A 26714-nucleotide genomic window follows, 5' to 3' on the forward strand; every position below is an offset into this window, starting at 1 on the left:
ACCCCTCGGAGTGACGGCTCGTACGGGCGAGCGCTACCGCGTGGAGGTGATCCGGACCGCGCCCGCGGCCCGCTCCGCGCCCTGGGCGCCGCCCGCGGTCGTCGGACGCCACTTGCTGTCGGTGTTCCCCGCGGTCCACTCCCGGCCCGCGTAGGAGACCCGTTGGATGTGCAGCGACGAGGCGTTGGCGACCGCCCAGTGCGCCAGCTGCCACCCGCGCCGCCCCGGATCCGCGTCCGTGCCGGTGCCGGTGGCCACGGGGAGTGTCACGGTCCGCCCGTCGGTGCCGCCCGCGGACGCCGTGGGCGCGGGCGTGGCGGCCGGGGCGTCCGCCTCCGCGCCGGCCGGCTGGAGGACGTCCCGCCCGAAGTCCCGTACGAGCGCCTCGCGGACCGCGTCCGGCCCCTTGTCCCGGCTGGTACCGGGACGGCCCTCGCAGGTCAGCGTCGCGGCGGACCGCCCGGTCAGCGCGGCGGCGAGCAGGGTGGCGTCCGGTTCGTGCTTGGCGTACGCCTCGGGGAAGCCGCTGCGCTGCACCCGCTGCGCGGCGACGGTCAGCGGCAGGCTCGTGTAGCCGGGGACCTCCACCAGGTGGTCGTAGAACTGGCCCGCCGAGTACGCCGGGTCCATGATCTCCCCGGGCGTGCCCCAGCCCTGCGAGGGGCGCTGCTGGAAGAGGCCGAGCGAGTCGCGGTCGCCGTGGTCGATGTTGCGCAGCGACGACTCCTGGAGCGCGGTCGCCAGCGCGATCGTCACGGCACGCTCCGGCAGGTCGCGCGCGGTGCCCACCGCGCTGATCGTCGCCGCGTTGACCGCCTGCTCCGGCGAGAACTCGTACGTCCGGCCGCCGTCCTCGCCCGAGACGACCCGGCAGCCCGGAGCGCCGCCGCCCCCGGTGACGTACTGCACCACGAGGTATCCGGCGACCGCGAGCAGGACCACGAGGGCCGCCCCGGAACGGAGGAGACGGCCATGGCGTTTGCGAGGCGGCGGCTGAAGCACGCGTACAAGGTACTGGAGGGTAGGGAGTGGTGTACCCCGGGTACGGGCAGTGCCCGGCGGGACAGGGGCGTTAGGGTCGGGGCCATGGCCGATACCCCGCTTGACCTCACGCTGGACGCCGCGGAGCTCACCGCGCGGCTCGTCGACTTCCCCTCCGAGAGCGGCACCGAGAAGCCGCTCGCGGACGCGGTCGAGAGCGCCCTGCGCGCCCTGCCGCACCTGTCGGTCGAGCGGTACGGCAACAACGTCGTGGCGCGCACGGACCTGGGCCGGGCGGAGCGCGTGATCCTGGCCGGCCACATCGACACCGTCCCGATCGCGGACAACGTACCGTCCCGGCTGGACGAGGACGGTGTCCTGTGGGGCTGCGGCACCTGCGACATGAAGGCCGGCGTCGCGGTCCAGCTGCGCATCGCGGCGACCGTCCCGGCCCCCAACCGCGACCTGACCTTCGTCTTCTACGACAACGAGGAGGTCGCCGCCGAGCTGAACGGCCTCAAGCACGTCGCCGAGGCCCACCCCGAGTGGCTGGAGGGCGACTTCGCGGTGCTCCTCGAACCGTCGGACGGCCAGGTGGAGGGCGGCTGCCAGGGCACGCTGCGGGTGCTGCTGAGGACGACGGGGGAGCGGGCGCACTCGGCCCGCTCCTGGATGGGCTCCAACGCGATCCACGCCGCCGCCCCGATCCTCGCGCGCCTTGCGGCGTACGAACCGCGCCACCCGGTGATCGACGGCCTGGAGTACCGCGAGGGCCTGAACGCGGTCGGCATCACGGGCGGGGTCGCGGGCAACGTCATCCCCGACGAGTGCGTCGTCACGGTCAACTTCCGCTACGCCCCGGACCGCAGCCCGGAGGAGGCCCTCGCCCACGTGCGCGAGGTCTTCGCGGACTGCGGGGTGGCGGAGTTCGTGGTCGACGACCACAGCGGCGCGGCTCTGCCGGGGCTCTCCCACCCGGCCGCGGCGGCCTTCATCGAGGCGGTGGGCGGCACCCCGCAGCCCAAGTACGGCTGGACGGACGTGTCGCGCTTCTCGGCGCTCGGCGTCCCGGCGGTCAACTACGGCCCGGGCAACCCGCACTTGGCGCACAAGCGGGACGAGCGGGTGGAGACGGCCAAGATCCTCGCGGGGGAGGAGCGCCTGCGGTCCTGGCTGACGTCGTGATCACCCCCGTGGTTTGGCGCGGCGCATGGCGGACATGCTGAGGTCCCTCGTACGTAACCCGCGTAGATCTACGCTGAGGCGGAAGAACCTGCAACTGGAGGGAGCGCCCATGCCGACCGGCAACCCCGAGGGCAAGAAGCAGCCGCCGGAGGAGCAGCGCCTGGGCCCTGTCCTGCGACGGCGGGGCCAGGTCCAGAAGAGCACCACGGACCAGCGCCTGCTGGACGAGCGTGCCCCGACGGACTGGGTCCACACCGACCCGTGGCGCGTCCTGCGCATCCAGTCCGAGTTCATCGAGGGGTTCGGCACCCTCGCCGAGCTCCCGCCCGCCATCAGCGTCTTCGGCTCCGCCCGCACGCCGGTCGACTCGCCGGAGTACGACGCCGGGGTGCGGCTGGGCCGCGGCCTGGTCGAGGCGGGCTTCGCCGTCATCACCGGCGGCGGGCCCGGCGCCATGGAGGCGGCCAACAAGGGCGCCCTGGAGGCGGAGGGCACGTCGGTCGGGCTCGGCATCGAGCTGCCCTTCGAGCAGGGCCTGAACCCGTACGTCGACATCGGCTTGAACTTCCGCTACTTCTTCGTCCGCAAGATGATGTTCGTGAAGTACGCGCAGGGGTTCGTGGTCCTGCCCGGCGGTCTCGGCACCCTCGACGAACTCTTCGAGGCCCTCACCCTGGTGCAGACCCAGAAGGTCACCCGCTTCCCCATCGTCCTCTTCGGCTCCGAGTACTGGGGCGGCCTCGTCGACTGGCTCCGGGGCACCCTGGTCGCCCAGGGCAAGGCCGCGGAGAAGGACCTCCTCCTCTTCCACGTCACGGACGACGTGGACGAGGCGGTGGCCCTGGTCTCCAAGGAGGCGGGCGTGTAGCGCACGCCGTCGGCGGGCGGGGGAGGCGGCGGGCGCCGGGGTGCCCGGGCCGGCCCCCGCCTAGGCCAGCCCCCGCCGGGCCACCGCGGGCGCCCGGTGCCCGGCGATCGTCGCCACCATGTCCAGCACCTGCCGTGTCTCCGCCACCTCGTGCACCCGGTACACCCGCGCCCCCAGCCACGCCGACACCGCCGTCGTCGCCAGCGTCCCGAGCACGCGCTCCTTCACGGGCCGGTCCAGCGTCTCCCCGACGAAGTCCTTGTTGGACAGGGACACCAGCACCGGCCACCCCGTGTCCACCATCTCCCCGAGCCGCCGCGTCGCCTCCAGGCTGTGCCGCGTGTTCTTCCCGAAGTCGTGCCCGGGATCGATGAGCACCGACTCCCGGGGCACCCCCAGCGCCACCGCCCGCTCGGCCAGCCCCAGCGTCACCTTCAGGATGTCCGCCATGACGTCGTCGTAGGTGACCCGGTGCGGCCGGGTCCGCGGCTCCGCGCCACCCGCGTGCGTGCACACCAGCCCGACCCCGTACCGCGCCGCGACCTCCGCGAGCTTCGGGTCGACGCCGCCCCACGCGTCGTTCAGCAGGTCGGCCCCCACCTCGCACACGGCCTCGCCGACCTCGTGCCGCCAGGTGTCCACGCTGATCACGACGTCCGGGAACCGCCGCCGCACCTCCGCCACGAACCCCACCGTCCGGCGGGCCTCCTCCTCGGCCGACACCTCGTCCCCGGGCCCGGCCTTCACCCCGCCGATGTCGATGATCGCGGCACCGTCGGCCACCGCCCGCTCCACGCGCGCGAGGGCGGGCTCGTCGTGGAAGGTCGCCCCCTGGTCGTAGAAGGAGTCCGGGGTCCGGTTCACGATCGCCATGATCACCGGCTCGTGCGCCGTGAATTCACGCCTGCCCAGCCTCAGCGTCCCCTGCGACATCTTCTCGTCCACACCGTTCTCTCGTCCCGGATCCGACCCCGGGGACCGGTCTTCGGCCGCCTGCGGCCCCGACTGTCAGACTCGCATGGCACGATCGGACCCGACACAACCGACTCCCACTCCAGTTCCGACTCCGATCCGACCAGCGACGCGCCCCGCCGACCAGCGCGGTGACCGCGTCCTGACCGACCATGGGGGCCCCAGCGATGGTCATGTTCCTGTTCCTCGTCGTCGCGCTGGCCGTCGTGGTCGCCGCGGTGACGCTCGCCGTGGTGAGCGGCGGCGACAGCGGGCCGCTGCCCGACGCCGCCCCCGAGCGGCTGCGGGACTCCCTGCCCCCCGACCGCCCGGTCGACCGGGCCGACGTGGAGCGGCTGCGCTTCCCGCTCGTCGCCCGCGGCTACCGCATGGCGGACGTCGACGACGCCCTCGGCCGCCTCGGCGCCGAGCTGGCCGAGCGCGACGCCCGCATCGCCGACCTGGAGTCCGCGCTGGCCGGCGCCCGGGCCGCCGTCACCCACCGGCACGTCTCCATGGAGAAGCCGGCCCAGGAGGAGCGGCAGTGAGCGCCGGGGAGGCCGTGGCGGGCCCGGACGGCGCGCCGCGCTGCCCCTGGGCCCTGTCCACCGCGGACTACGTGACCTACCACGACGAGGAGTGGGGCCGCCCGGTCCACGGCGACGACGCCCTGTTCGAACGCCTCAGCCTGGAGGCCTTCCAGTCCGGCCTCTCCTGGATCACCATCCTGCGCCGCCGGCCCGGCTTCCGCAGCGCCTTCGCCGGCTTCGCGATCGCCGAGGTGGCCGCCTTCACCGACGAGGACCGCGCACGCCTGCTCGCCGACGCGGGCATCATCCGCAACCGCGCCAAGATCGACGCGACCCTCGCCAACGCGCGCGAGCTGGCCCGGTGGGCCCCCGGCGAGCTGGACGAGCTGATCTGGTCGCACGCCCCCGACCCGGCCACGCGCCCGGTCCCGAAGACCCTCACCGACGTCCCCGCCGTCACACCGGAGTCGACGGCCCTTTCCAAGGCGTTGAAGAAGAGAGGCCTGCGTTTCGTCGGCCCGACGACGGCGTACGCGCTGATGCAGGCGTGCGGACTGGTCGACGACCACCTGGCGGCGTGCGTGGCGCGGCGGGCCTGAGCCGTCCGGCCCGCCCGCCGCACCGGGCTCAGCGCCCCAGGTACTTCGGCTTCTCCTTGTTCACGAAGGCGCGCACCGCGATCGCGTGGTCCTCGGAGGAGCCCGCCCGCGACTGCAGCTCGTCCTCCTTCTCCAGCGTCTCGGAGAGCGAGTGCGTCAGCCCGTACGCCATGGCCTCCTTGAGCGCCGCGTACGCCACCGTCGGGCCCTCGGCCAGCGCACGCGCCGTCCGCTCGGCCTCGGCGCGCAGGTCGGCGGCGGGGACGACCCGGTTGGCGATGCCCAGCTCGTACGCCTCCCGGGCGCCGATGCTGCGCGGGAAGAGCAGCAGGTCGGCGGCGCGCCCGGGACCGACGACCCGCGGCAGCGTCCAGGAGATGCCCGAGTCGGCGGTGAGCGCGACGCCCGCGAAGGACGTGTTGAAGGCCGCCGTGTCCGCCACGATCCGGTAGTCGGCCGCCAGCGCGAAACCGAAGCCCGCCCCGGCCGCCACGCCGTTCACGGCGGCGACCACCGGCTTCTGGGCCTCCGTGAGCGCCCGCACGATCGGGTTGTAGTGCTCACGTACCGTGCTCATGGTCGCGCCGGACCCCGTCTCCCGGTCGGCGGCCAGCAGCCCGATGTGCTCCTTGAGGTCCTGGCCGACGCAGAAGGCCCGGTCGCCGGCGGCGGTCAGCAGCACCGCCCGCACGGCGTCGTCCGCCGCCGCGGAGCGCACCGCGTCCCGGAGCGCGACCTTGGTCTCGATGTTCAGCGCGTTCATCGCCCCGGGGCGGTTCAGCGTGATCGTCGCGAGCCCGTCGCTCACCTCGTAGAGCACGGTGTCGGCCATGGGTTTCCCCTCCGCGTCGTGGTCGGTCGTCGTCGACCGTGTGGGTCCGGGAGACAGCATGACGGAGATCACCGGCGCCGGACGGCTCCTGAGATGTGAGCTGCGTCAAAGGAATCCGGTCCGTTTTCCCTCGGTGGATGTGCGCGGGGGCGCGCAGTATCGCAGTCACATCGCCGAATTGAGTGGTTTTGCTCGCGCGCGTTGCCCAAGCGATGCCGACCGATGTTGGTCATCGGGTCCTGGGATGCGGGATAATGGCTGGGAAGCAATGTGTTCGATGCCGGTGTCGCGTGTCCGGGCCGGACTGCGCGTGCCCTCACGGGCCGTCGGCGGTGACGGTGAGCTGGTATCAGGAAGGGGAACGAGCATGGCGGCCATGAAGCCGCGGACGGGCGATGGCCCGCTCGAGGTGACCAAGGAGGGGCGGGGCATCGTCATGCGCGTTCCGCTCGAAGGCGGCGGTCGACTCGTCGTCGAGCTGACCCCCGACGAGGCCGACGCACTCGGCGACGCCCTCAAGAAGGTCGTCGGCTGACGCGCGAGCGACCATACCCGTTCGATCGCCCCGGTACCGCACATGGTGCCGGGGCGATTGTCCTGCCGGTCCCCCCGGCTTCTCCCCAGGGGTGCCGGACCGGCTTCCCGGGGTGCTCGCGGGGCGGTGGTTCACCGTTTGGCGGCGCACAGCAGCCCGTCGCCCACCGGGAGCAGTGACGGCACCAGTTCCTGACTCTCCCGGACCGCGCGCAGCAGCTCCCGCAGCCGCAGCACCTCGGTGGGCTGCGGACCGGAGTCGATGGTCCGGCCCGCGCCGAAGACGCCCTCGAAGGCGACCAGGCCGCCGGGGCGCAGCAGGCGCAACGATTCGGCGAGGTAGTCCAGGTACTCCAGGCGGTCGCCGTCGCAGAAGACGAGGTCGTAACCGGAGTCCGCGAGCCGGGGGAGGACGTCCAGGGCGCGGCCCGGGATGAACCGGGCCCGGTTGCTCGCGAACCCCGCGGCCCGGAAGGCCTGGCGGGCGAACTGCTGGTGCTCCGGCTCCGGGTCGACGGTGGTCAGTACGCCGTCCGGCCGCATTCCGTGCAACAGATGGATTCCGGAGACCCCGCAGCCGGTGCCGATCTCCGCGACCGCCTTGGCGTCCACGGCGGCGGCGAGCAGTCCCAGCGCGGAGCCCGTTCCCGGGGTCACCGAGCGCAGGCCCGCCTCGCGGGCCCGGTCGCGTGCCCAGAGCAGCGCGTCGTCCTCGGCGACATAGGCGTCGGCGAACGCCCAGCTCGTCTGCCGGTTGCCGGTAATGACCCTCTCCTGTCCCCGTCGTTGCCTCGGCGTGACTGTATCCGTTGGCGTCGGGAACCCGCAGATGGGACCGGTCGTTTGAAGGGGAGGACGAGACGACGTCCGAAGACGGGCGAGCGGCCGGACGGCGACGGGGGCAGCGAAGTGGGCCATGGTGCCGAGCAAGTGCTGACGCAGCCGTACGAGCCGTGTCAGCCCAGATCAAATTCTCGTAAAACCGCTTATCCGGAGCTAACGGGCGAGGTGGCTATGGTAGGGGCTCCACTGGACACCACCAGAGCCGACAGGGGAGGTGCGGCCGTTCCCGCGGATCGGGGCGGAGTGCTGCGGCGCTTCCTCGGATCGGCAGGCAGGCCGAAATCCGTGAACGACACCGCTGCTGACCACAGCCACGCAGGCCGTCCCTCCACGGGACACACCCAGACCGCGACCTTCTCCAGCGACGCGGACGGGCAGGCGTGGACTCCGCCCACCTGGGAGGAGATCGTCAGCACCCACAGCGGCCGGGTCTACCGCCTCGCCTACCGCCTCACGGGCAACCAGCACGACGCCGAGGACCTCACCCAGGAGGTCTTCGTCCGCGTCTTCCGGTCGCTGTCGACCTACACGCCGGGCACCTTCGAGGGCTGGCTGCACCGCATCACCACCAATCTCTTCCTGGACATGGTGCGCCGCAAGCAGCGCATCCGCTTCGACGCGCTCGGCGACGACGCGGCCGAGCGCCTGCCCAGCAGGGAGCCCAACCCCCAGCAGGTCTTCCACGACGCCCACTTCGACGCGGACGTCCAGCAGGCTCTCGACACCCTCGCGCCCGAGTTCCGCGCGGCCGTCGTCCTGTGCGACATCGAGGGGCTGTCGTACGAGGAGATCGCCGCGACCCTCGGCGTCAAGCTCGGCACGGTCCGCTCCCGGATCCACCGGGGCCGGTCCCAGCTGCGCAAGGCGCTCGCGCACCGCGCTCCCCGGACCCGCGCCGAGCGCCGTTCGTTCGCGGCCCGTGTCCCGGCACTGGGAGGAGGGGGCACGAGCGCGTGAGTGTTTCACGGCCTGAATCCGAGGGGCACCTCGCAGAGCAGCATCTGGGAGACCGACTCTCCGCCCTGGTGGACGGAGAGCTCGGTCATGACACGCGTGAGCGTGTGCTGGCGCACGTGGCGACCTGCCCGAAGTGCAAGGCGGAGGTCGACGCGCAGCGCCGGCTGAAGAACGTCTTCGCGGAGGCGGCCCCGCCGGCCCCGTCCGAGAGCTTCCTGGCCCGCCTCCAGGGGCTGCCCGGCGGAGGCGACACGGACGGTGGCGGTGCGTCGCCGGGCGGGGACGGATTCGGCACGGGTTTCGGGGGCTTCGACGGGGTCTTCGGGACCCGTCGGGACGAGCGCTTCGAGTTCGGCTACGCCCCCGCACGGACGCACTCCTCCGTGTTGACGCCCTCCGCGCCGGGCCGCGGCTTCCGTATCCACGACGTGGGCCGGCAGGAGTCGGAGCGGTCGTCCTCGCGCGGGCTGCGGTTCGCCTGCGCGGCCGCCGGAGCGGTGTCGCTGGCCGCGATCGCGCTGGGCGGTGTCACCGTGGGCACGCCGGACACCACCACGGAGGCACGCGGCTCCGGCAACGGCAGCAATGTGACGCCCGCGCGCACCGCCGGCGCCGGAGTCCTCACGAGCCACGAGAGCCAGCGCCGCCGTGCGGGCGGTCCGCTGCTCGGGCAGGTCCAGGGACAGCGGACGCTCGGCGACACCCCTGTCGCCCCCACCGCGGTGTCGGCGCCGCTGCTGCCCGGGCTGCCGGCGCCCGCGGGAGCCGATCCGCGGCAGCACGCGCCGCGCACCCCGACCGCCGCGGAGACGGGTGGGGCGGAGACGGCCGGGGCCGCCGCCAGGTCGCCGCTGATACGTCCGCTCGAAGCCGTCCCGCCCCTCGCGCTGACCGCGTGGTCGATGGTGTCCGAGGTTCGGCCCCCCGCCCTGCTCGCGGCACCCGTCCCCGACCCGGTGCCGCCGCCCTACCCGGCGGCAGCACCCGGCGCTTCCCACCGTCCGGCTCACTGACCGGGCTCTGCGCGCCGGCCCGGGAACCTGATTGAATCCGGGGTGGCGCCAGAGCCCTTGGGGCCGACGATCTGCGGCCGGCTGCGGGGGAGAACATGAACGAGGGGAAGCCCACGAAGGCGAAGTGGTGGTCGCGTCCCCGCTCGGCGGACGTGCCCGACGGTGACTTCGAACTGGAACGCCCTCGCGCGGCCGACACCACCGTCACCGGTGACGACGAGCCCGGCGGAGGCGACTTCGAGCTGGAGCGCCCGGTCCCGCGTCCCGCGTCCGGCGCGGGGGACTACGAGCTGGAGCGCCCGGCGCCCGGATCGATCGAGGACACGGTGACGGACGCGGTGACGGACCCGGCGACGGGTCCTGACCCACGCGCGGGCTCGACCACCGTCGAGGGGCACGTGCACGCGGCCGACGCCCCGCGCGCGGAGGCGACCGCGGACGCCGGTCCGCACCCGGTCCCGCCGGCCCGGCCCGGCCCGGACGGCGACGCCGCCACGGACGCCCTGATCGCCGACGGGCCCGTCACGCCCGGGTCCGTCGCCGAGACGCCTGTCGCCCCGGGTCTCGTCTCCGACGTGCCCACTGCCGACGGACCCGTCACGCCCGGGCCCGTCGCCGACGCGCCCACCACCCCCGGGCTCGTCGCCGAAGCGCCCCTCACCGCCCCGACCGTCACCGAGCGGACCAAGCCACTGCACGACCCCGATCCGTACAGCACCCCGCCGTACGGCGAACCGGGCCCCTGGGCCCCGGCTCCGCCCGTGCAGCATCCGGCGGCGGCGCCGGGGCGGGCTGCCCTGGCCGAGGGACCGCCCGCGGCGGCGGTCCCCGACCAGACGGCGGCGGACGCCCCGCAGCCGGCTCCAGCGGCGCACGGCACGGCAGCAACGGCACCCGGCGCACCCGGCGCACCCGGCGCACCCGGCGCGGCTGTCGGGCCCGCCGGTGGTGCCGGTGGTGCCGCGCCGCCCGCGGGTGCCGTGCCCGACCCGGCGTTGGCGGACGCCCCGCCGCCGGCCCCGCCGGTGGCTGTCGCCGCGCCGTCCGCTTCGGCGACGGTGCCGGGGCAGGCGACGTACGACGCCCCGGCGGCCGACACCCCGGGCGCCGACCCCTGGCGGCGCTACGACCCCTGGGCCGCCTCGGCCGCCACCGCGCCCTGGCAGCAGAGCGGTGCGGCCGTGCCGACGCGGGACCGGCGACGCCGGCGGACCAGGAAGGCGCTCATCGGCGCGGCCCTCCTGATCGCCCTCGTCTCCGGCGGTATCGGCGGCGGCGTGGGCGCCTACCTGGAGCGGAACGGCGGTGTCGGGACCGTGGAGCTGCCCCAGGCCGGCAAGGAGACTGCCGAGCGGGCGCCGGACAGCGTCGCGGGGATCGCCGCCCGGGCCCTGCCCAGTGTGGTGACCCTGCACGTGAGCGGCGGCGACGCGGCGGGCACCGGCACCGGTTTCGTGCTCGACGACCGCGGTCACATCCTGACCAACAACCACGTCGTGCAGCCGGCCGGGTCGGGCGGCGGGATAACCGTCACCTTCAACAGCGGCGACACCGCCGAGGCCACGGTCGTCGGCCGCGACAGCGGATACGACCTCGCCGTGGTGAAGGTGAAGGGCGTCCGCGGCCTCACCCCCATGCCCCTCGGCAACTCCGACAACGTGACGGTCGGCGACCCCGTCGTCGCCATCGGCGCCCCCTTCGACCTGGCCGGCACGGTCACCTCCGGGATCATCAGCGCCAAGGAGCGGCCCATCACGGCGGGCGGCGAGGAGGGCGACGGCAGCGACGTGTCGTACGTCGACGCCCTGCAGACCGACGCGCCGATCAACCCCGGCAACTCCGGCGGCCCGCTCCTGGACGCCCGGGGCCGGGTGGTCGGCATCAACTCCGCCATCCGCTCCGCGGGCAGCGGCGGCGCGGAGTCGGACGGCGGCCAGGCCGGTTCCATAGGGCTGGGCTTCGCCATCCCCATCAACCAGGGCAAGCGCGTCGCCGAAGAGCTGATCAACACCGGCAGGGCCACCCACCCGGTCATCGGCATCACCCTCGACATGGCCTACACGGGCGACGGCGCCCGCGTCGGCACCCGCGGCAGCGGCGGCGGGCCCGCGGTCACCGCCGGCGGCCCCGGTGCCGAGGCCGGCATCGAGGCGGGGGACGTGATCACCGCGGTCGACGGCCAGCGCGTGCACTCCGGCGAGGAACTCATCGTCAAGACCCGCGCCCACCGCCCCGGCGACCGCCTCGAACTGACGCTGGAGCGCGACGGCGAGGAGACGAAGGTCTCACTGGTCCTGGGCTCCTCCGGCGGCGACTGAACCGGCGCACACGTCCGACAAGGGACCAGGAAGGCAAACAATTCGGAAAGCGCCCGCGTACAGGCGCTCGGGGCTCGCGGGACGGTACCGGTCGGACGGGATCGACGGGTACCGTGGGGGCGGCCCGGACATCCCAAGGAGCTTCAGGTGTTCAATGACATAGGCGCACTCGAGCTGGTGACACTCGTCGTCCTCGCCGTGCTCGTGTTCGGCCCGGACAAGCTCCCCAAGGTCATCCAGGACGTCACGCGGACCATCCGCAAGATCCGGGAGTTCTCGGACAGCGCCAAGCAGGACATCCGCCAGGAGCTGGGCCCCGAGTTCAAGGACTTCGAGTTCGAGGACCTGAACCCCAAGACGTTCCTCCGCAAGCAGCTGGACAACGACGACCTGGGGCTCAAGGAGATCCGCAACGGCTTCGACCTGAAGAAGGAGATGGCCGAGGTCACCGACGCGGTCCACGGCCGCGAGTCCGAGTCGTCGTCCTCTTCCGGTGCCTCGTCCTCGTCCGGCACCACCGGCGGCCGCGTCGACATGTCGAAGAAGCCCGAGCCTCCCGTCGACCGCCCGCCCTTCGACGCGGACGCCACCTGACGTCACGCGGCGCGCCGCCGCCCGCCCGGGGCCCGGCCCCGGCGCCCCGTGTGACACGTATCACGCACCGTACGTGGCGCGCAGGGGCCGAAGGCGACGCCCGCGCGACCCACGCGCCGGGCGCTTTCCCGGCTGTCGCCCGTGGTGTGGCTATGCTGCCCGAGTTGTTGTGCGGACCGGACGAGTGCGCCCGAAGGGGGGCGGGCCGTTCCGTTCCGACGAGAGCGAGGAGGCGTCCGGGCACATGGAGACGACGAGTCAGGCGGTCGCGCAGACGCCGGGCACGGAGGATGGACAAGAGGTCCCCTCCGCCCGGCGGACGATCGACGGCTATCTGCGTGCGCCCTTCCCGTGGTACGGCCTCGACGAGGCCTTCACGGGTCGGCGCTGGCTGATGCAGGTCGGCGCGGCGGCCGACGGAACGGTGGAGCACGGCTCGATCGGGCACGGCGACGAACCGTCGGTGCGCAACGAGCACGTGTCCGGTGACGACCAGGACGCCAAGGAGAAGTTCGCGGTCGTCGTGACCGTCGCGGCCAACCCCGACCGGCGCAGCGCCGACGGGACGGGCCTGCTGGAGGCCACCTCGGTCTCCTCCGCGGCCTGGCTCGCCGGCGTGGGGCTGCTCTCCTTCACCTGGCCCGGCCAGATGGACCACTCGCTGCGGGACGACTGGCTGGAGCAGCAGACGGAGACCGCGTGGGTCCTCGCCGACGACCTCGAAGGGGCCGACTGGACGTCGCTGTCCCTCCCCGTGGACGGCGTACCGACGCCCTTCCACTACCGGGAGTCCGAGTTCGGCTGGGTGCTGGCCGGTTCCACCGAGCAGGGCGTCCACCTGGGGGCGTACGGGCGGGGGATGAGCGCGTACGGGCTCGCCTTCTCCGTGGTCAAGGACGTCGCCGCGTACGCCTGACGGCACTACGGCATCGGGGGCGCCGTCCGGGCGGACGGCGCCCCCGATGCCGTGGGAGAACGGCGCGGAACGTCAGAACTTGTTCTTCGGGGTGATCCCCAGCGACAGCCCCGACAGCCCACGCTGCCGGCCGCCGAGCTTCCCCGCGATCGCGCGCAGGGCCGCGCCCGCCGGGGAGTCCGGGTCGGACAGGACGACGGGCCTGCCCTCGTCGCCGCCCTCGCGCAGCCGGACGTCGATCGGGATGGAGCCGAGGACCGGGACCGAGGCGCCGGTCGTGCGGGTCAGGCCGTCGGCGACCGCCTGACCGCCACCGGTACCGAAGACGTCGACCATCTCGCCGCAGTGCGGACAGGGCAGGCCGGACATGTTCTCGACCACGCCGACGATCTTCTGGTGGGTCTGGACGGCGATGGCGCCCGCCCGCTCGGCGACCTCGGCAGCAGCCTGCTGAGGGGTCGTCACGACCAGGATCTCCGCGTTGGGCACGAGCTGCGCCACCGAGATCGCGATGTCGCCGGTGCCGGGCGGCAGGTCGAGCAGCAGGACGTCCAGGTCGCCCCAGTACACGTCCGCCAGGAACTGCTGGAGCGCGCGGTGCAGCATCGGGCCGCGCCAGACCACCGGCGCGTTGCCCGGGGTGAACATGCCGATCGAGATGACCTTCACCCCGTTGGCCGAAGGCGGCATGATCATGTTCTCGACCTGGGTGGGCCGCCCGTCGGCGCCCAGCATCCGCGGCACGGAGTGGCCGTAGATGTCGGCGTCGACGACACCGACCTTCAGGCCGTCCGCCGCCATCGACGCGGCGAGGTTCACCGTCACCGAGGACTTGCCGACGCCGCCCTTGCCGGAGGCGACCGCGTAGACCCGGGTGAGGCTGCCGGGCTTGGCGAAGGGCACCTCGCGCTCCGTCTGGCCGCCGCGCAGGGCGGTGGCCAGCTCCTTGCGCTGCTCGTCGCTCATCACGTCCAGCTCGACGTCGACGCGCGTGACGCCCTCCACCCGCGAGACCGCCTCCGTCACGCGCTGCGTGATGGTGTCCCTCATGGGGCAGCCGGAGACCGTCAGGTACACGGCGACCGCGACCGCTCCGTCCGCGCCGATCTCCACCGACTTGACCATCCCGAGCTCGGTGATGGGCCGGTTGATCTCGGGGTCGTTCACCGTCGCCAGTGCTTCGCGCACCGCGTCTTCCGTAGCCATAGGACGATGGTACGGCGCCGCCCACGGGGCACGGAAAGCCCCGTCAACGGTCGTGTACGTCACGCCCCGCGGACCGGTCCGCCGGGAATACCCCGCGGTCGGGGTGGTGGCCGTTCTGCCGTTCCTCCAGGTCCTTGAGGACGTCCTGCAGCTCGGAGCGGATCCAGTCCCTCGTCGCGACCTCGCCCAGACCGATGCGGAGGGCGGCGATCTCCCGTGTCAGGTACTCCGTGTCGGCGATCGAGCGCTCGTTCTGCTTGCGGTCCTGCTCGAGATTGACCCGGTCCCGATCGTCCTGCCGGTTCTGCGCGAGCAGGATCAGAGGGGCCGCATAGGAAGCCTGTAGCGAGAGCATCAGCGTCAGGAAGATGAACGGGTACTCGTCGAAGCGCAGCCCGCTCGGCGCGGACACGTTCCACACCACCCAGCAGATGATGACGACCGTCATCCAGACGATGAACCGCCCGGTGCCCAGGAAGCGCGCCACGCGTTCCGACAGCCGGCCGAAGGATTCCGGGTCCCACTCGGGCAGCAGCCTGCGGCGCGGCGGACGCGGCTGGTCCAGCCGGGTCCGGCCGCGGGAGGCCGCCGTGGCCCCCGACGTCGCCCGCTCACGGGGCCCGCTCTCACGCTCAGGCACCATCGGCGCCCACCTCCCCCGTCGCGTCCTCCAGGTGGTACTCGGTCTCCCGCCAGTCGTCGGGCAGCATGTGGTCCAGTACGTCGTCCACGGTCACCGCGCCCAGCAGCGACCCGGAGTCGTCCACGACCGGCGCCGCGACCATGTCGTACGCGGCGAAGAACCCGGCGACCACGGGCAGCGCGGCGTCCGGCTCCAGGGGTTGCAGATCGGCGTCGAGGATCGAACCGACCAGGGTGTACGGGGGATCGCGCAGCAGACGCTGGAAGTGGACCGTGCCCAGGTACTTGCCGGTCGGGGTCTCCTCGGGCGGCCGGCAGACGTAGACCTGGGCGGCGTGCGCCGGGGACAGGTCGGGGTTGCGGATGCGGGCCAGGGCGTCCGCGACGGTCGCGTCGGGCCGCAGCACGATCGGCTCGGTCGTCATCAGACCGCCGGCCGTGTGCTCCTCGTACGCCATCAGGCGCCGCATGTCGGCCGCGTCGTCGGGCTCCATCAGGCTCAGCAGCCGCTCCTTGTCGGCCTCGGGCAGCTCACCGAGCAGGTCGGCCGCGTCGTCGGGGTCCATCGCCTCCAGGACGTCCGCGGCGCGCTCCTCCTTGAGCTTGCCGAGGATCTCGATCTGGTCGTCCTCCGGCAGCTCCTCCAGCACGTCGGCCAGGCGGTCGTCGTCGAGGGCGGCGGCGACCTCGGCGCGGCGCTTGGCCGACAGGTGGTGCAGCACGTTGGCGAGGTCGGCGGGGCGGAGCTGCTCGAAGGTGGCGAGGAGGTTCTCGGCGCCCTGGCCCTGCTCCTCCACGGAGAAGCCGGTGACGCCGGACCACTCGACGGTCAGCGTCTCGCCCTTGTTGCGCCGGAAGGCGCCGCCCTTCCTCCCCTTGCGGACGAAGACCTTGTCGATCTCCCAGTCCCGGCGGGCGGGCAGTTGCTGCACCGACAGGTCGAGGACGGTGACCTCCTCGGCGGTGTCCGTGAGGGTGACCCGCCGGTCGAGCAGCTCGCCGAAGACGAGGCGCTCGGTGGGCCGCTGCTCGAAGCGCCGCACGTTGAGGACCCCGGTGGTGATGACCTGGCCGGACTCGATGCCGGTGACCCGGGTCATGGGCAGGAAGATGCGGCGGCGGGTGGTGAGTTCGACGACCAGCCCGAGCAGCCGCGGGGGTTTGCGGCCGACGCGGAGCATGACGACCAGATCGCGCACGCGTCCCACCTGGTCACCGGCCGGGTCGAAGACGGCGATGCCGGAGAGGTGGGAGACGAAGATCCGGGGGGCGCCCGCTGCCATGGCCGCGGCTCCTTTTCGTAAGCGTGCGTCAGATTGCGTGAGAGCTGATTCGTAGGGTGTCTCTTCCCGAATTGCCCGCTCGGACGGGCTTCAGGCTAGCCCGTCCCGAACGGCTCCGCCCTGGTGGGCGGTCCGGACGGACTGGCTCCGTCCGCCGTCCGCGGCCCCGGTACGCTGCGGTACGCCGCCCGGCCCCCGGTCGGCTCCGTGCCGGCCCCTGTCAGAAAGGCAGCCCCACCTGTGTCTGTGACTCCCCGGCGCCGATTCCGCAGGGTCGCTCTGATGGGCGCGGTGTGCGCCCTGGTGGTGACGGGCGGAGGGCTGACGGGATGCAGTGGCGAGGACCCCGACGCGGGCACCAACGGCGTGGGCAAGCTCTCCGCCGACAAGATCCACGCCAAGACCCGCACGGTCGCCGGGACCGCCCGGGCGGTGCACCTGCACGGCTCCGTGGAGGCCGGCGGGAGCACGTACCGCCTCGACATGCGGCTGAAGCCCGAGGGCGGGACCGGGTCGGTCGCCGCCGAGGGGACGACGTTCGGGCTGCTGCGCGTCGGCGAGCAGCTCTTCCTGAAGGCCGACGCCGGCTTCTGGAGCCATGACGGCGGCGATGCCAAGGCCGCCGAGAAGCTGGCCGGCAAGTACGTGAAGGTGCCGGAGAGCGACCCGGTGTTCAAGAAGTTCAGCGGCTTCACGGACAAGGACGTCCTCCTCGGTGGTCTGCTCACCCTGCACGGCACGGTGGAGACGGACGGGCGCCACGAGCAGGCGGGCGTGCGTACCGTCCGGATCACCGGCGACGAGGGCGCCGGCGGCACCCTGGACGTCTCGCTGGAGGGCACGCCGTACCCCCTGCGCCTGGTGCGGGCGGGGAGCGCGGGCACGATCAGCTTCTCGGAGTGGAACCAGGACTTCGCGCTCCAGGAGCCGGGCAAGGACGACACCCTGGACTACGGCGGCCAGCTGCCGACGTCGTAGCAAGCGCCGACCCGCGTCCCGGGGGCGCTAGCGCCTCTTGCGGCGCTTGAGCAGCAGCCGCGGCAGCCCCGCCGGCGCCGGCTCCCGCGTCGTGGCCGGACTGGGCAGCGGCGCCTCGGCCAGGGAACCGTCCGGCAGCGGAGCCGTCGTCCCCGTCGGCTCCAGGCGCAGCACCCGGCACTCGCGGGCCCAGCGACCGGTCATCGCCTCGCCGTCCGGGGCGTTCAGGCGCTTGCCCTTGAGGTCGGCGACGGCCGCCTGCCACGCCTCCGTCCCGGACTCCAGCTCCACGACCCGGGCCGCCCAGGAGACCAGCCGGCCGCCCTTGTCCTTGCTGCGCACCGTCACCTCGGCCGCGGCGCCGGCGGCCAGTCCCGGCAGCGGCTGCTCACCGGGACCGTCGCCGACGACGAGGGCGGCGCCCTCGTGCCAGACGTGCCACAGCGCGCGGGCGGGCGCCCCGGCCCCCTTGACCCAGATGAGGCCGGACTTCTTCGTGGCCTCCTCGACGAGGGCCTGGTCGAGCAGCTCGCTTGTCATGCGGTCAGCCTATCCAGGAGCACTCCGGCGGGCTCAGAGCCAGCCGTTGCGCTTGAGCGTGCGGTGGATGCCCAGACAGAGGCCGACCGTGATGGACAGGACCAGCGGATAGCCGAACTTCCAGTGGGTCTCCGGCATGTAGTCGAAGTTCATGCCGTACACCCCGCACACCATCGTCGGCACGGCGATGATCGCCGCCCACGAGGTGATCTTGCGCATGTCCTCGTTCTGCGCGACGGACGCCTGGGCGAGGTTGGCCTGGAGGATGGAGTTGAGCAGCTCGTCGAAGCCGACGACCTGTTCCTGCACCCGCGCCACGTGGTCGGCGACGTCCCGGAAGTACTTCTGGATCTCCGGGTCGATCAGCCGCATCGGCCGCTCGCTGAGCAGCTGCATGGGACGCAGCAGCGGCGCCACCGCCCGCTTGAACTCCAGTACCTCGCGCTTGAGTTGGTAGATCCGCCCGGCGTCGGTGCCGCGCGGCGTGCCCTTGCGGCCCGGCGAGAAGACCTCCGTCTCGACCTCGTCGATGTCGTCCTGCACCGCGTCGGCGACCGCGATGTACCCGTCGACGACGTGGTCGGCGATGGCGTGCAGCACCGCCGAGGGGCCCTTGAGCAGCAACTCGGGGTCGTCCTGGAGGCGGTGGCGCAGGGCCCGCAGCGAGCCCTGGCCGCCGTGCCGGACGGTGATGAAGAAGTCCCGTCCGGTGAAGCACATGACCTCGCCGGACTCGACGACCTCGCTGTTGGCGGTGAGTTCGTCGTGGTCGACGTAGTGGATGGTCTTGAAGACCGTGAACAGGGAGTCGTCGTAGCGCTCCAGCTTGGGCCGCTGGTGGGCCTGGACGGCGTCCTCCACGGCCAGCGGGTGGAGGCCGAACTCCCGGGCGATGCCCGCGAATTCGTCCTCGGTGGGCTCGTGCAGACCGATCCACACGAACCCGCCGTCGCGGCGCACCTGACGCATCGCCTGGTGCGGGCCGAGCGGCGTGTCCGTCTCGACGCGCGCGCCGTCGCGGTAGACGGCGCAGTCGACGACGGCGGTGGCGGTCGCCGGGTCGCGGGTGGTGTCGTAGACGCCGCCGCTGTCCTTGCGCAGGGAGACTCGGGACGGGCGGACCGCGGCGCGCAGGTCACGGATCATCGACATGGCGGGCTCCTTCGCTACGGGCAGCGAACGGCGCCGGGACGGGTGGAACCACCCGGAATGAGGACGTCCTGACCGTACGTGCTCGGCACGTCCACAAAGCGGGGTGCACCGCACCGTCGCGGTGGCCGACTTCGCTGCTGATTCAGCTGCTGACCGGATCGATCGACCGGGTCAGGCACAACGAGACGAAGTGCTCTTCCGAAGGACGGCGCGCGGATGAGGGAAAGCGGCGGTGGCGAGGAGCCGGAGCAGCTGCATCAGCGGCCGGAAGAGCGGGTGGTACTGCACGGTCGACTTCGGTCCATGCCAGCCCCACCTCCTCCGGCCGGTCCCTCGTGAGGGACGATCGATTCCCTCTGTTTGGGAGGGTTCCCCGTAGGGGAGTCTTCAGGCGTCGGGGGCGTGACCGCGACGCTTCTGCGTGCTGCCCCGAACGCTGGCCAGAGTACCAGTCACGTGACGTGTCAAGGCGCCGCTTTGCCGCTTCCCTACGAGTTCTATGCTCGCCGCATGGCTGATGTTCTTCCTCTGGTCGAAGCCCGGTTGCTGAGCGCCCTGGGCGAGCCGGACGCGCGCGCGGCGGTCACCTTCCTCGGCACCGACCGCATCGAGGTGCTCCGCTTCCCGGGCGGCGGCCAGGAGGGCGACATCGTCCGCTACGCCACGCTCGGCATGTCGGCCCAGCCCATGGCGGACCCCACGGCGGTGCTCGCCGACCCGGTCAAGGGCCCGCGCGCCGAGCTGGTCCTCTCCGTCCGGGACGGCCTCGCCGACACCGGCAAGGTGCTCCGCCCGCTCGCCGTGCTCGCCGCGTCGCCGCAGGTCGAGGGGGTGGTCGTGGCGCCCGGCGCCTCGCTGGACGTCGGTGAGCCGCTGTGGCCGGGGGCCCCGTTCACCTCGGTCCTGGTGGCCGAGCCGGGCGGCCTGGTCGAGGACCTGGAGCTGGACGCACCGCTGGACGCCGTACGGTTCCTGCCGCTGCTGCCGATGACGCCGAACGAGGCCGCCTGGAAGCGGGTGCACGGCGCGCAGGCGCTCCAGGAGCGCTGGCTGACGCACGGGACGGACCTGCGCGATCCGTCCCGCAGGTCCGTCCCGTTGGAGTGAGGGAACTCACCCCTCTTCGACCGGTCTCGTCACTCGGCGAAGACCGCGACGCCGTCCTCGGTCGCGTGCCCGGGCTCCAGCTCCTGAGCCTCGCGGGTGAGCGCGCGGCGCCGTACGACGACCACGACCGCGCCCAGGACGGCGGTGACCGCCGCGACCACGAAGGGGATGTGGATGTCGGTCCACTCCTCGATCTTCGGCGCGAAGTAGGGGGCCGCGGCCGCGGCGAACCAGCGCACGAAGTTGTAGCCCGCGCTCGCCACCGGACGCGGCGCGTCCGACACGCCGAGGGCCAGCTCGGTGTAGACCGTGTTGTTCACGCCGATGAAGGCGCCCGACAGGATCGTGCAGACGATGGCCGTGGTGTGGTCGCCGTAGCCGAGCACCAGGACGTCGGCGGCGAGCAGCACCAGTGAGCCGCCGAGCACCTTCAGCGAGCCGAAGCGCTTCTGCATGCGCGGTGCCACGAGGACCGAGAAGACGGCGAGCAGGACGCCCCACGCGAAGAACACGGCGCCGGACTTGTACGGGGACATGTTCAGCACGAACGGCGTGAAGGCCAGCACGGTGAAGAACGTGTAGTTGTAGAAGAACGCCGAGATCGCGGCCGAGGCGAGGCCGCCGTGGCCCAGCGCCCTGAGCGGGTCCAGCAGGGAGGTCTTGCGGGCCGGCTTCGGCTGTTCCCTGAGGAACACCGTGATGCACAGGAAGCCGATCGCCATCAGGAACGCCGTGCCGAAGAACGGGTAGCGCCAGCTGGCGTCGCCGAGCAGGGCGCCGAGCAGCGGCCCGCAGGCCATGCCGAGGCCGAGGGCGGACTCGTAGAGCAGGATCGCCGCGGCGCTGCCGCCCGCCGCCGCGCCGACGATGACGGCGAGGGCCGTGGAGACGAACAGCGCGTTGCCGAGGCCCCAGCCCGCCCGGTAGCCGACGAGCTGGCCGACCGTGTCGGAGGTGCCCGCCAGACCCGCGAAGACGACGACGAAGGCCAGGCCGAGCAGCAGGGTCCTGCGTCCGCCGATGCGGCTGGAGACGAAGCCGGTGACCAGCATCGCCAGGGCGGTGATGAGGAAGTACGAGGTGAACAGGAGGGAGACCTGGCCGGCGTCGGCGTCCAGGCCCTTGGCGATGGACGGCAGGATCGGGTCGACGAGTCCGATGCCCATGAAGGCCACGACGGACGCCCCGGCGGTCGCCCACACCGCCTTGGGCTGCCGCAGGATGCCGCCGGCACCCGCGTCGAAGGGGTCCATGCTTGCTCCGTGACGACGTAAATGGTTGGTGTTTACACACAGTATGTTAGCTCGGCTAATAAATGCAACATACATATAGCGGCTCCTGGGTCGGCCCGGTCCGACGGGCCCTTCCGCCCGGATGGGTGATCGTCCTTGACGCGGGCGGGTGCGGGTAGGACCGTGGGGCTCTATGAGGGGCGAACCCAGTTGCCCGAAGTGTGGTGGCCGGGTCAGGGCTCCCGGCCTCTTCGCCGATTCCTGGCAGTGCGATCTGCACGGGACCGTGCACCCGCTGCAGCCCGTGCTTCCGCCCAGCGTCGAGGCGCTCGGCGTCGTGGTGCACCGCACGCAGGTGCCGGTGTGGATGCCGTGGCCGCTGCCGGTCGGCTGGCTGTTCACTGGCGTGGCCTGCGCGGGCGACGACCGCAGCGGCGGCCGGGCGACAGCCGTGGCCTGTTCCGGCCCCGGTCCCCTCGGGGGCATGGGCGAGCTGATCCTGATCGCCGAGGAACTCGGTGTCGGTCTCGGGGCGCGCTACGCGGGCATCGACGCCCCCGATCCGGGGCCGTACATGAACGTCGAGAAGCCGCCCCAGGCCAAGGTGCTGGCCGCGGGCCGCCCGACCCCCCTCTGGCACGTCTCCGGCGCCCCCGCCGACCGGGCCGTCTTCGCCGGCGAGGCCCTCGGGCTGTGGCTGTGGGCCGTCGTGTGGCCGGAGCGGTCGGGGCTGCTGATGTACGAGGAGCTGGTGCTGACCGATCTGCGGGACGCGGGCGCCGAGGTCGACCTGGTGCCGTGCGGAGCGCTGTCACCGCGTCTGCTGCGGCCGTAGGGGACCGGTTGCCGGTCGCCGGATCTCTGGTGCCGGGAGGTGCCGGACGGCAGTTGCGGCGGGCGCTGGGTGCGGCGGGACGTGTGCGGGCGCGTGGGCAGACGCCGGTCGGAGGTGCGGAGGGGCGTCGGGCGGGTGTGTAGGGGGCGCAGGGCCGCTTCGGGTGTGACGGTGGGGGCCGGAGTTCCGGTTATCCTTGAGCGTCCCCTTCCGTCCGTCACCGCTTGGAGTCAGCGTCGTGCGCATCGATCTGCACACCCACTCCACCGCGTCCGACGGTACGGACACCCCCGCCCAGCTGGTGCGCAAGGCCGCCACGGCCGGGCTGGACGTCATCGCGCTGACCGACCACGACACCACCCGCGGTCACGCCGAAGCCGTCGCCGCGCTCCCCGAGGGGCTCACCCTCGTCACCGGCGCGGAACTCTCCTGCCGCGTCGACGGCGTCAGCATGCACATGCTGGCCTACCTCTTCGACCCCGAGGAGCCCGCCCTGCTCGCCGAGCGCGAGCTCGTCCGGGACGACCGGGTGCCGCGGGCCCAGGGCATGGTCGCCAAGCTGAACGAGCTGGGCGTGCCCGTCACCTGGGAGCAGGTCGCGCGCATCGCCGGTGACGGCTCGGTCGGTCGGCCGCACGTGGCCTCCGCCCTCGTCGAACTCGGCGTCGTACCCACCGTGAGCGACGCCTTCACCCCGGACTGGCTGGCCGACGGGGGCCGGGTCTTCGTGCCGAAGCACGAGACCGACCCCTTCGAGGCGCTCCGGCTGGTCAAGGGCGCGGGCGGCGTCGCCGTGTTCGCCCACCCGGCCGCCGCCAAGCGGGGCCGTACGGTGCCGGAGGCCACGATCGCCGAGCTGGCAGCCGCCGGACTCGACGGCATCGAGGTCGATCACATGGACCACGACGCGGACACCCGGGCCCGGCTGCGGGGCATGGCGAAGGAGCTGGGGCTCCTGACGACCGGCTCCAGCGACTACCACGGCAGCCGGAAGGCCTGCGTGCTCGGCGAGTACACGACGGACCCCGAGGTGTACGGGGAGATCACGCGACGGGCGTTCGGGGCCTTCCCCGTGCCGGGGGCCGGCGGGGTCTGAGACCCGCATCCCGCACGTCCGCCCTTCACTCCTCCGCAAGGCCAGTAGCTCACCCATGTTCGATGTCGCCGTCTTCGGCTCCCTCTTCCTGACCCTTTTCGTGATCATGGACCCCCCCGGGATCACGCCGATCTTCCTCGCGCTGACCTCCGGCCGTCCCGCCAAGGTGCAGAAGCGGATGGCCTTCCAGGCCGTCTGCGTCGCCGGTGGCGTGATCACCGTGTTCGGTCTGCTCGGGCACCAGATCCTGGACTACCTGCACGTCTCCGTGCCCGCGCTGATGATCGCCGGCGGTCTGCTGCTCCTGCTGATCGCGCTCGACCTGCTCACCGGCAAGACGGACGAGCCCAAGCAGACCAAGGACGTCAACGTCGCGCTCGTCCCGCTGGGCATGCCGCTGCTCGCCGGGCCCGGGGCGATCGTGTCGGTCATCCTGGCGGTGGAGAAGGCCGACAGTGCGGCCACGCAGGTGTCGGTGTGGGCGGCGATCCTCGCCATCCACGTGGTGCTGTGGCTGGTGATGCGCTACTCGCTGCTGATCATCCGCGTCATCAAGGACGGCGGCGTGGTCCTGGTGACCCGCCTCGCCGGCATGATGCTCTCCGCGATCGCCGTGCAGCAGATCATCAACGGCGTGACGCAGGTGATCCAGACCGCGTGAGCGGACATGCGCGGGGCCCCGCACGGCGATCCGTGCGGGGCCCCGGTGTGTCGGGTGCGGGTCCGCGCTACGAGGCCGTGGTGTCGGCGGGGCGGATCCACAGGCGCTGCCCTATGGCGGCGGCCTGCTGAACGATGCGGTTCACGGAGGCGGCGTCCACGACGGTCGTGTCCACGGGGGTTCCGTCGACGTCGTCGAGTCGCATGATTTCAAAGCGCATGGCCTCTCCCTTGATCTGGTCATCCTCCTGAGGAGAACTACTGGTGTGGCTCCCGGGTCGTCGGTGCCCGGGGCTTCCGTACCTAGTCAACGGGCTGCGTGTTACGAACATTCCTTACGCTAAGGAAATTTTTCGAACGTCTAACTACTGAGCGGTATGCGATGTGGACCCCGGGCGGGCGACCCGCACGATACCCGGTACAAGACTGACGGGGACCGGTTGTGTTCGCAGCGTGACCGCCGGGACAATGGAGGCGATGAACGACGACCTCGCGTCCATGAACGCCCGCATCGATCGCACCAACGAGCTGCTGCACCGCATGCTCGCCGAGGTGGCCAAGACGCCCTCGACCCACGCGATCTTCGTCGACGCCGGCTATCTCTACGCGGCGGCGGGGCGCCTGGCGGCCGGCACCGAGGACCGCCGGGCCTTCGATCTGGACGCAGAGGGGCTGATCGAGGCCCTCATCGACACGGCCCGCACGATCTTCGCCGACAGCCGCCTGCTGCGGGTCTACTGGTACGACGGCGCCCGGCGCCGCATCCACACCGCCGAGCAGCAGTCCATCGCCGAGCTCCCGGACGTGAAGGTCCGCCTCGGCAACCTCAACGCCAACAACCAGCAGAAGGGCGTCGACTCCCTCATCCGCTCCGACCTGGAGTCCCTCGCCCGGCACCGCGCCATCAGCGACGCGGCCCTGCTCGGCGGCGACGAGGACCTGGTCTCCGCCGTCGAGGCCGCCCAGGGCTACGGCGCCCGCGTCCACCTGTGGGGCATCGAGGCCCCCGAGGGGCGCAACCAGGCCGATCCGCTGCTGTGGGAGGTCGACAGCCAGCGCACCTTCGACCTCGACTTCTTCAAGCCGTACGTCTCCCGCCGCACGGCCCAGGTCTACGAGGTGACGGGCGGCTCCCGCCCGACCCGCGAGGACGTCCGGTTCGTCGGCGCGCAGGTCGCCGCGAAGTGGCTGGCCGCGCGGGGCCGCGAGTCACTGATGGAACTCCTCCCCGGTCACCCCTACCTCCCCGGGTCGGTGGACCAGGACCTCCTGGTGGAGGCCGAGGGGCTGTTGCAGTACTCGCTCCGTGGCCAGTCCGACCTGCGACGGACGCTGCGGGACGGCTTCTGGGAGCACCTGCAGGCGCAGTACTAGGCCGTCGTTCCGAGGCCGCGCCGGACATCGTCGAAGAAGTCGGCCAGCGCGCGGGCGGTGGGCAGCGGCTGGTCGGTGTTGGGGGAGTGCTCGGCGCCGGTGATCACGGTCCGGCGCGCGTCCAGTCGTGCAGCCATCTCGTCCAGGAGGGGCACCGGCCAGGTGTCGTCGTAGGCGCCCGACACCACGTGGCAGGCGGGCGCCACCGCGGCCAGTTCGGCGACGCGGTCCGGTTCGTCGCACAACTGGCGTCCGGTGGCGAGGAGTTGGGCGGGCCTGGTGCCCAGCCAGCGGCTGCGCAGCCGTTCCGGGTCCCCGGGGCCGACGGCGGGACCGCCGACCTCCTCGGGTGGGCCCATCGCCTGGATCACCTTCCAGACCTCGGCCATCGTCATCGTGTCGAGCGCGTCCCGCAGCAGCTTCACCCGCTGCTGCTGGGAGACGGAGATCCGGGCCGGGCCCGAGGACATCAGGGTGAGGGACACGAAGGGGGCGCGGTCGAGCAGGACGGCGGCGCGTGCGATCTGGCCGCCGAGGGAGTGCCCGACCAGATGCACCCGCACCCCGAGGGCGGCCACCTGCGCCAGCACGTCCCGTGCCAGCTCGGTCTGCGCGTAGGCGGCCTCGTCGTGCTCCGGCCCGTCGGACTCGTACTGCCCCCGGCCGTCCACGGCGACCGTGCGGTAACCGCGCGCGCCGAGCGGCTCGTGCAGCAGCGTGAAGTCCTCCTTGCTCCCCGTGAACCCGGGCAGCATCAGCACCACCCCCCTCGGTTCGGCCCCGTCGGCCACGGGTGAGTCGACGACGGCGAACTCACCGCGCGCGGTACGCAGTCGGTACGTGCGGGCGTCCGGGGGCGGGGCGAAGGCGGCGTTCCTGCTCACGGGCCGAGGTTATCCGGGGGAGGTCGACGCGGGGCGGGGTGGCGGGTGGGTGTCGGGACGCGACCAGGCCACGGCCGGGGGAGCGACGCCGTCGGCCCGGCCCCGCCTGGGTGGCGGGACCGGGCCGACGGTCGGGTGGAACGGTGCCGGTCAGCTCTCGCCGGACTCCGCGGGCCGGCTGCCGGCCGCCGCCTTGCGGGTACGGCGGGCCTTCGGCTTCGCCTCGGCGTCGGGAGCCGCGGCGGGCGCCTCGACGGTCGCGGCGGCCTTGCGGGTCCGACGCCGCGGTGCGGCCTCCGGCTCCTGCGAGGCCTGGGCCGGGATCCCGGCCGCGGCTTCGGCGGGTTCGGCCGTCTTGCGGGTGCGGCGGCGCGGCTTCGCCTCGGCCGCCTCGACCGTGCCCTCGGCGGTGTCGACGGCGGTCTCCGCCTTGGTGGCGGCCGTCTTGCGGGTGCGGCGGGGCTTGGCCTCGGTGGTTTCCGGTGCCTGCGTCGCCGTCTCGACGGTCTCGGCGGGTTCGGCCGTCTTGCGGGTGCGGCGGCGCGGCTTCGCCTCGGCCGCCTCGACCGTGCCCTCGGCGGTGTCGACGGCGGTCTCCGCCTTC

28 protein-coding genes and 1 pseudogene are annotated in these 26714 nt (G+C 72.7%); 16 read left to right on the plus strand and 13 right to left on the minus strand.

Features of this window, described 5'->3' with window-relative positions:
- Window positions 1–33: 33 nt before the first annotated feature.
- Window positions 34–1002 carry a heavy metal transporter gene (locus ACGF5T_RS02665; RefSeq protein ID WP_356604276.1) on the minus strand — a complete coding sequence of 323 codons (969 nt, stop codon included), beginning with the start codon at window positions 1000–1002 and terminating at the stop codon, window positions 34–36.
- 84 nt (window positions 1003–1086) lie between these two features.
- Here ACGF5T_RS02665 and dapE point away from each other — a divergent pair, with 84 nt between their 5' ends.
- Both dapE and ACGF5T_RS02675 read left to right on the plus strand, forming a co-directional pair.
- Window positions 1087–2166: a succinyl-diaminopimelate desuccinylase gene (gene dapE / locus ACGF5T_RS02670; RefSeq protein WP_356604278.1), complete on the plus strand. Its 1080-nt coding sequence runs from the start codon at window positions 1087–1089 to the stop codon at window positions 2164–2166.
- Window positions 2167–2275: 109 nt separating this feature from the next.
- The gene (locus ACGF5T_RS02675) at window positions 2276–3034 is read left to right on the plus strand and encodes a TIGR00730 family Rossman fold protein (RefSeq protein ID WP_356604280.1); all 759 of its coding nucleotides are present in this window, start codon (window positions 2276–2278) and stop codon (window positions 3032–3034) included.
- A gap of 60 nt (window positions 3035–3094) precedes the next feature.
- On the opposite strand, the gene folP is transcribed toward ACGF5T_RS02675, so the two are convergent.
- Window positions 3095–3967, minus strand: coding sequence for a dihydropteroate synthase (folP, locus tag ACGF5T_RS02680; protein WP_356604728.1), 873 nt, complete (start codon window positions 3965–3967; stop codon window positions 3095–3097).
- 212 nt (window positions 3968–4179) lie between these two features.
- Here folP and ACGF5T_RS02685 point away from each other — a divergent pair, with 212 nt between their 5' ends.
- Window positions 4180–4533, plus strand: a complete 354-nt coding sequence (locus tag ACGF5T_RS02685) for a DivIVA domain-containing protein (protein ID WP_356604730.1) — start codon at window positions 4180–4182, stop codon at window positions 4531–4533.
- Entirely contained in the window at window positions 4530–5114 is a 585-nt protein-coding gene (locus ACGF5T_RS02690; protein ID WP_366766089.1) for a DNA-3-methyladenine glycosylase I, read from the plus strand. Before ACGF5T_RS02685 ends, ACGF5T_RS02690 begins: the two co-directional genes overlap by 4 nt.
- 28 nt (window positions 5115–5142) lie before the next feature.
- On the opposite strand, the gene ACGF5T_RS02695 is transcribed toward ACGF5T_RS02690, so the two are convergent.
- Complete coding sequence (locus tag ACGF5T_RS02695) at window positions 5143–5946, minus strand: enoyl-CoA hydratase-related protein (protein WP_361017821.1); 804 nt, start codon at window positions 5944–5946, stop codon at window positions 5143–5145.
- Between the two features lie 367 nt (window positions 5947–6313).
- Between ACGF5T_RS02695 and ACGF5T_RS02700 the strand changes: the two genes are divergently transcribed.
- Window positions 6314–6481 (plus strand): DUF3117 domain-containing protein, encoded by a 168-nt coding sequence (locus ACGF5T_RS02700; protein ID WP_003966491.1) that lies wholly within the window; start codon window positions 6314–6316, stop codon window positions 6479–6481.
- A gap of 131 nt (window positions 6482–6612) precedes the next feature.
- Here ACGF5T_RS02700 and ACGF5T_RS02705 read toward each other — a convergent pair whose 3' ends face one another.
- Window positions 6613–7398 carry an O-methyltransferase gene (locus ACGF5T_RS02705; protein ID WP_356604286.1) on the minus strand — a complete coding sequence of 262 codons (786 nt, stop codon included), beginning with the start codon at window positions 7396–7398 and terminating at the stop codon, window positions 6613–6615.
- Between the two features lie 210 nt (window positions 7399–7608).
- On the opposite strand from ACGF5T_RS02705, the gene sigE reads away from it, so the two are divergent.
- The 5 genes from sigE (at window position 7609) to ACGF5T_RS02730 (ending at window position 13121) form a co-directional block, all read left to right on the plus strand.
- The gene (gene sigE, locus ACGF5T_RS02710; RefSeq protein WP_356604288.1) at window positions 7609–8280 is read left to right on the plus strand and encodes an RNA polymerase sigma factor SigE; all 672 of its coding nucleotides are present in this window, start codon (window positions 7609–7611) and stop codon (window positions 8278–8280) included.
- A complete protein-coding gene (locus ACGF5T_RS02715) occupies window positions 8277–9293 on the plus strand; it encodes a zf-HC2 domain-containing protein (protein WP_366766090.1) in 1017 nt (338 codons plus the stop codon). The genes sigE and ACGF5T_RS02715 overlap by 4 nt, the downstream gene beginning before the upstream one ends.
- A 95-nt stretch (window positions 9294–9388) precedes the next feature.
- On the plus strand, window positions 9389–11611 hold the full coding sequence (locus ACGF5T_RS02720) for a trypsin-like peptidase domain-containing protein (protein WP_366766091.1): 2223 nt from the start codon (window positions 9389–9391) through the stop codon (window positions 11609–11611).
- 147 nt (window positions 11612–11758) lie between these two features.
- Window positions 11759–12205, plus strand: coding sequence for a sec-independent translocase (locus tag ACGF5T_RS02725; RefSeq protein WP_356604294.1), 447 nt, complete (start codon window positions 11759–11761; stop codon window positions 12203–12205).
- A 244-nt stretch (window positions 12206–12449) separates the two neighbouring features.
- Complete coding sequence (locus tag ACGF5T_RS02730; RefSeq protein WP_356604296.1) at window positions 12450–13121, plus strand: hypothetical protein; 672 nt, start codon at window positions 12450–12452, stop codon at window positions 13119–13121.
- Window positions 13122–13193: 72 nt separating this feature from the next.
- On the opposite strand, the gene ACGF5T_RS02735 is transcribed toward ACGF5T_RS02730, so the two are convergent.
- Genes ACGF5T_RS02735 through ACGF5T_RS02745 form a run of 3 tightly spaced genes read right to left on the minus strand, consistent with a single transcriptional unit; the run spans window position 13194 to window position 16252 of the window.
- Window positions 13194–14327, minus strand: a complete 1134-nt coding sequence (locus ACGF5T_RS02735; protein WP_361017828.1) for an Mrp/NBP35 family ATP-binding protein — start codon at window positions 14325–14327, stop codon at window positions 13194–13196.
- Window positions 14328–14370: 43 nt separating this feature from the next.
- The gene (locus tag ACGF5T_RS02740; protein ID WP_356604300.1) at window positions 14371–14970 is read right to left on the minus strand and encodes a DUF1003 domain-containing protein; all 600 of its coding nucleotides are present in this window, start codon (window positions 14968–14970) and stop codon (window positions 14371–14373) included.
- Window positions 14960–16252, minus strand: a complete 1293-nt coding sequence (locus ACGF5T_RS02745; RefSeq protein ID WP_366766092.1) for a magnesium transporter MgtE N-terminal domain-containing protein — start codon at window positions 16250–16252, stop codon at window positions 14960–14962. The genes ACGF5T_RS02740 and ACGF5T_RS02745 overlap by 11 nt, the downstream gene beginning before the upstream one ends.
- A 282-nt stretch (window positions 16253–16534) precedes the next feature.
- Between ACGF5T_RS02745 and ACGF5T_RS02750 the strand changes: the two genes are divergently transcribed.
- The gene (locus tag ACGF5T_RS02750; protein ID WP_356604304.1) at window positions 16535–17230 is read left to right on the plus strand and encodes a hypothetical protein; all 696 of its coding nucleotides are present in this window, start codon (window positions 16535–16537) and stop codon (window positions 17228–17230) included.
- A 27-nt stretch (window positions 17231–17257) separates the two neighbouring features.
- Here ACGF5T_RS02750 and ACGF5T_RS02755 read toward each other — a convergent pair whose 3' ends face one another.
- Window positions 17258–17770 carry a hypothetical protein gene (locus ACGF5T_RS02755; protein WP_356604306.1) on the minus strand — a complete coding sequence of 171 codons (513 nt, stop codon included), beginning with the start codon at window positions 17768–17770 and terminating at the stop codon, window positions 17258–17260.
- A gap of 33 nt (window positions 17771–17803) precedes the next feature.
- Window positions 17804–18922 carry a magnesium and cobalt transport protein CorA gene (locus tag ACGF5T_RS02760; protein ID WP_356604308.1) on the minus strand — a complete coding sequence of 373 codons (1119 nt, stop codon included), beginning with the start codon at window positions 18920–18922 and terminating at the stop codon, window positions 17804–17806.
- 510 nt (window positions 18923–19432) lie between these two features.
- Between ACGF5T_RS02760 and ACGF5T_RS02765 the strand changes: the two genes are divergently transcribed.
- Window positions 19433–20029: a suppressor of fused domain protein gene (locus ACGF5T_RS02765; RefSeq protein WP_356604310.1), complete on the plus strand. Its 597-nt coding sequence runs from the start codon at window positions 19433–19435 to the stop codon at window positions 20027–20029.
- A gap of 29 nt (window positions 20030–20058) precedes the next feature.
- Here the strand turns inward: ACGF5T_RS02765 and ACGF5T_RS02770 are convergent, their stop codons facing one another.
- Complete coding sequence (locus ACGF5T_RS02770) at window positions 20059–21282, minus strand: MFS transporter (RefSeq protein ID WP_366766093.1); 1224 nt, start codon at window positions 21280–21282, stop codon at window positions 20059–20061.
- Between the two features lie 172 nt (window positions 21283–21454).
- Here ACGF5T_RS02770 and ACGF5T_RS02775 point away from each other — a divergent pair, with 172 nt between their 5' ends.
- The 3 genes from ACGF5T_RS02775 (at window position 21455) to ACGF5T_RS02785 (ending at window position 23853) form a co-directional block, all read left to right on the plus strand.
- Entirely contained in the window at window positions 21455–22096 is a 642-nt protein-coding gene (locus ACGF5T_RS02775) for a DUF6758 family protein (protein ID WP_356604314.1), read from the plus strand.
- A 238-nt stretch (window positions 22097–22334) separates the two neighbouring features.
- Window positions 22335–23192 (plus strand): PHP domain-containing protein, encoded by an 858-nt coding sequence (locus ACGF5T_RS02780; RefSeq protein WP_366766094.1) that lies wholly within the window; start codon window positions 22335–22337, stop codon window positions 23190–23192.
- Window positions 23193–23247: 55 nt separating this feature from the next.
- Window positions 23248–23853 carry a MarC family protein gene (locus ACGF5T_RS02785; protein WP_356604318.1) on the plus strand — a complete coding sequence of 202 codons (606 nt, stop codon included), beginning with the start codon at window positions 23248–23250 and terminating at the stop codon, window positions 23851–23853.
- 67 nt (window positions 23854–23920) lie between these two features.
- Here the strand turns inward: ACGF5T_RS02785 and ACGF5T_RS02790 are convergent, their stop codons facing one another.
- Window positions 23921–24073, minus strand: a complete 153-nt coding sequence (locus ACGF5T_RS02790) for a hypothetical protein (protein WP_155060754.1) — start codon at window positions 24071–24073, stop codon at window positions 23921–23923.
- A 256-nt stretch (window positions 24074–24329) separates the two neighbouring features.
- On the opposite strand from ACGF5T_RS02790, the gene ACGF5T_RS02795 reads away from it, so the two are divergent.
- The gene (locus ACGF5T_RS02795; RefSeq protein WP_356604320.1) at window positions 24330–25226 is read left to right on the plus strand and encodes an NYN domain-containing protein; all 897 of its coding nucleotides are present in this window, start codon (window positions 24330–24332) and stop codon (window positions 25224–25226) included.
- Here ACGF5T_RS02795 and ACGF5T_RS02800 read toward each other — a convergent pair.
- Both ACGF5T_RS02800 and ACGF5T_RS02805 read right to left on the minus strand, forming a co-directional pair.
- On the minus strand, window positions 25223–26110 hold the full coding sequence (locus tag ACGF5T_RS02800) for an alpha/beta hydrolase (RefSeq protein ID WP_366766095.1): 888 nt from the start codon (window positions 26108–26110) through the stop codon (window positions 25223–25225). The genes ACGF5T_RS02795 and ACGF5T_RS02800 overlap by 4 nt on opposite strands.
- A gap of 150 nt (window positions 26111–26260) precedes the next feature.
- A pseudogene (locus ACGF5T_RS02805) lies at window positions 26261–26714 on the minus strand (ATP-dependent helicase); the annotation flags it as partial.

This window comes from Streptomyces sp. NPDC047853 (genome assembly GCF_043204535.1).
Taxonomy (GTDB): Bacteria; Actinomycetota; Actinomycetes; order Streptomycetales; family Streptomycetaceae; genus Streptomyces.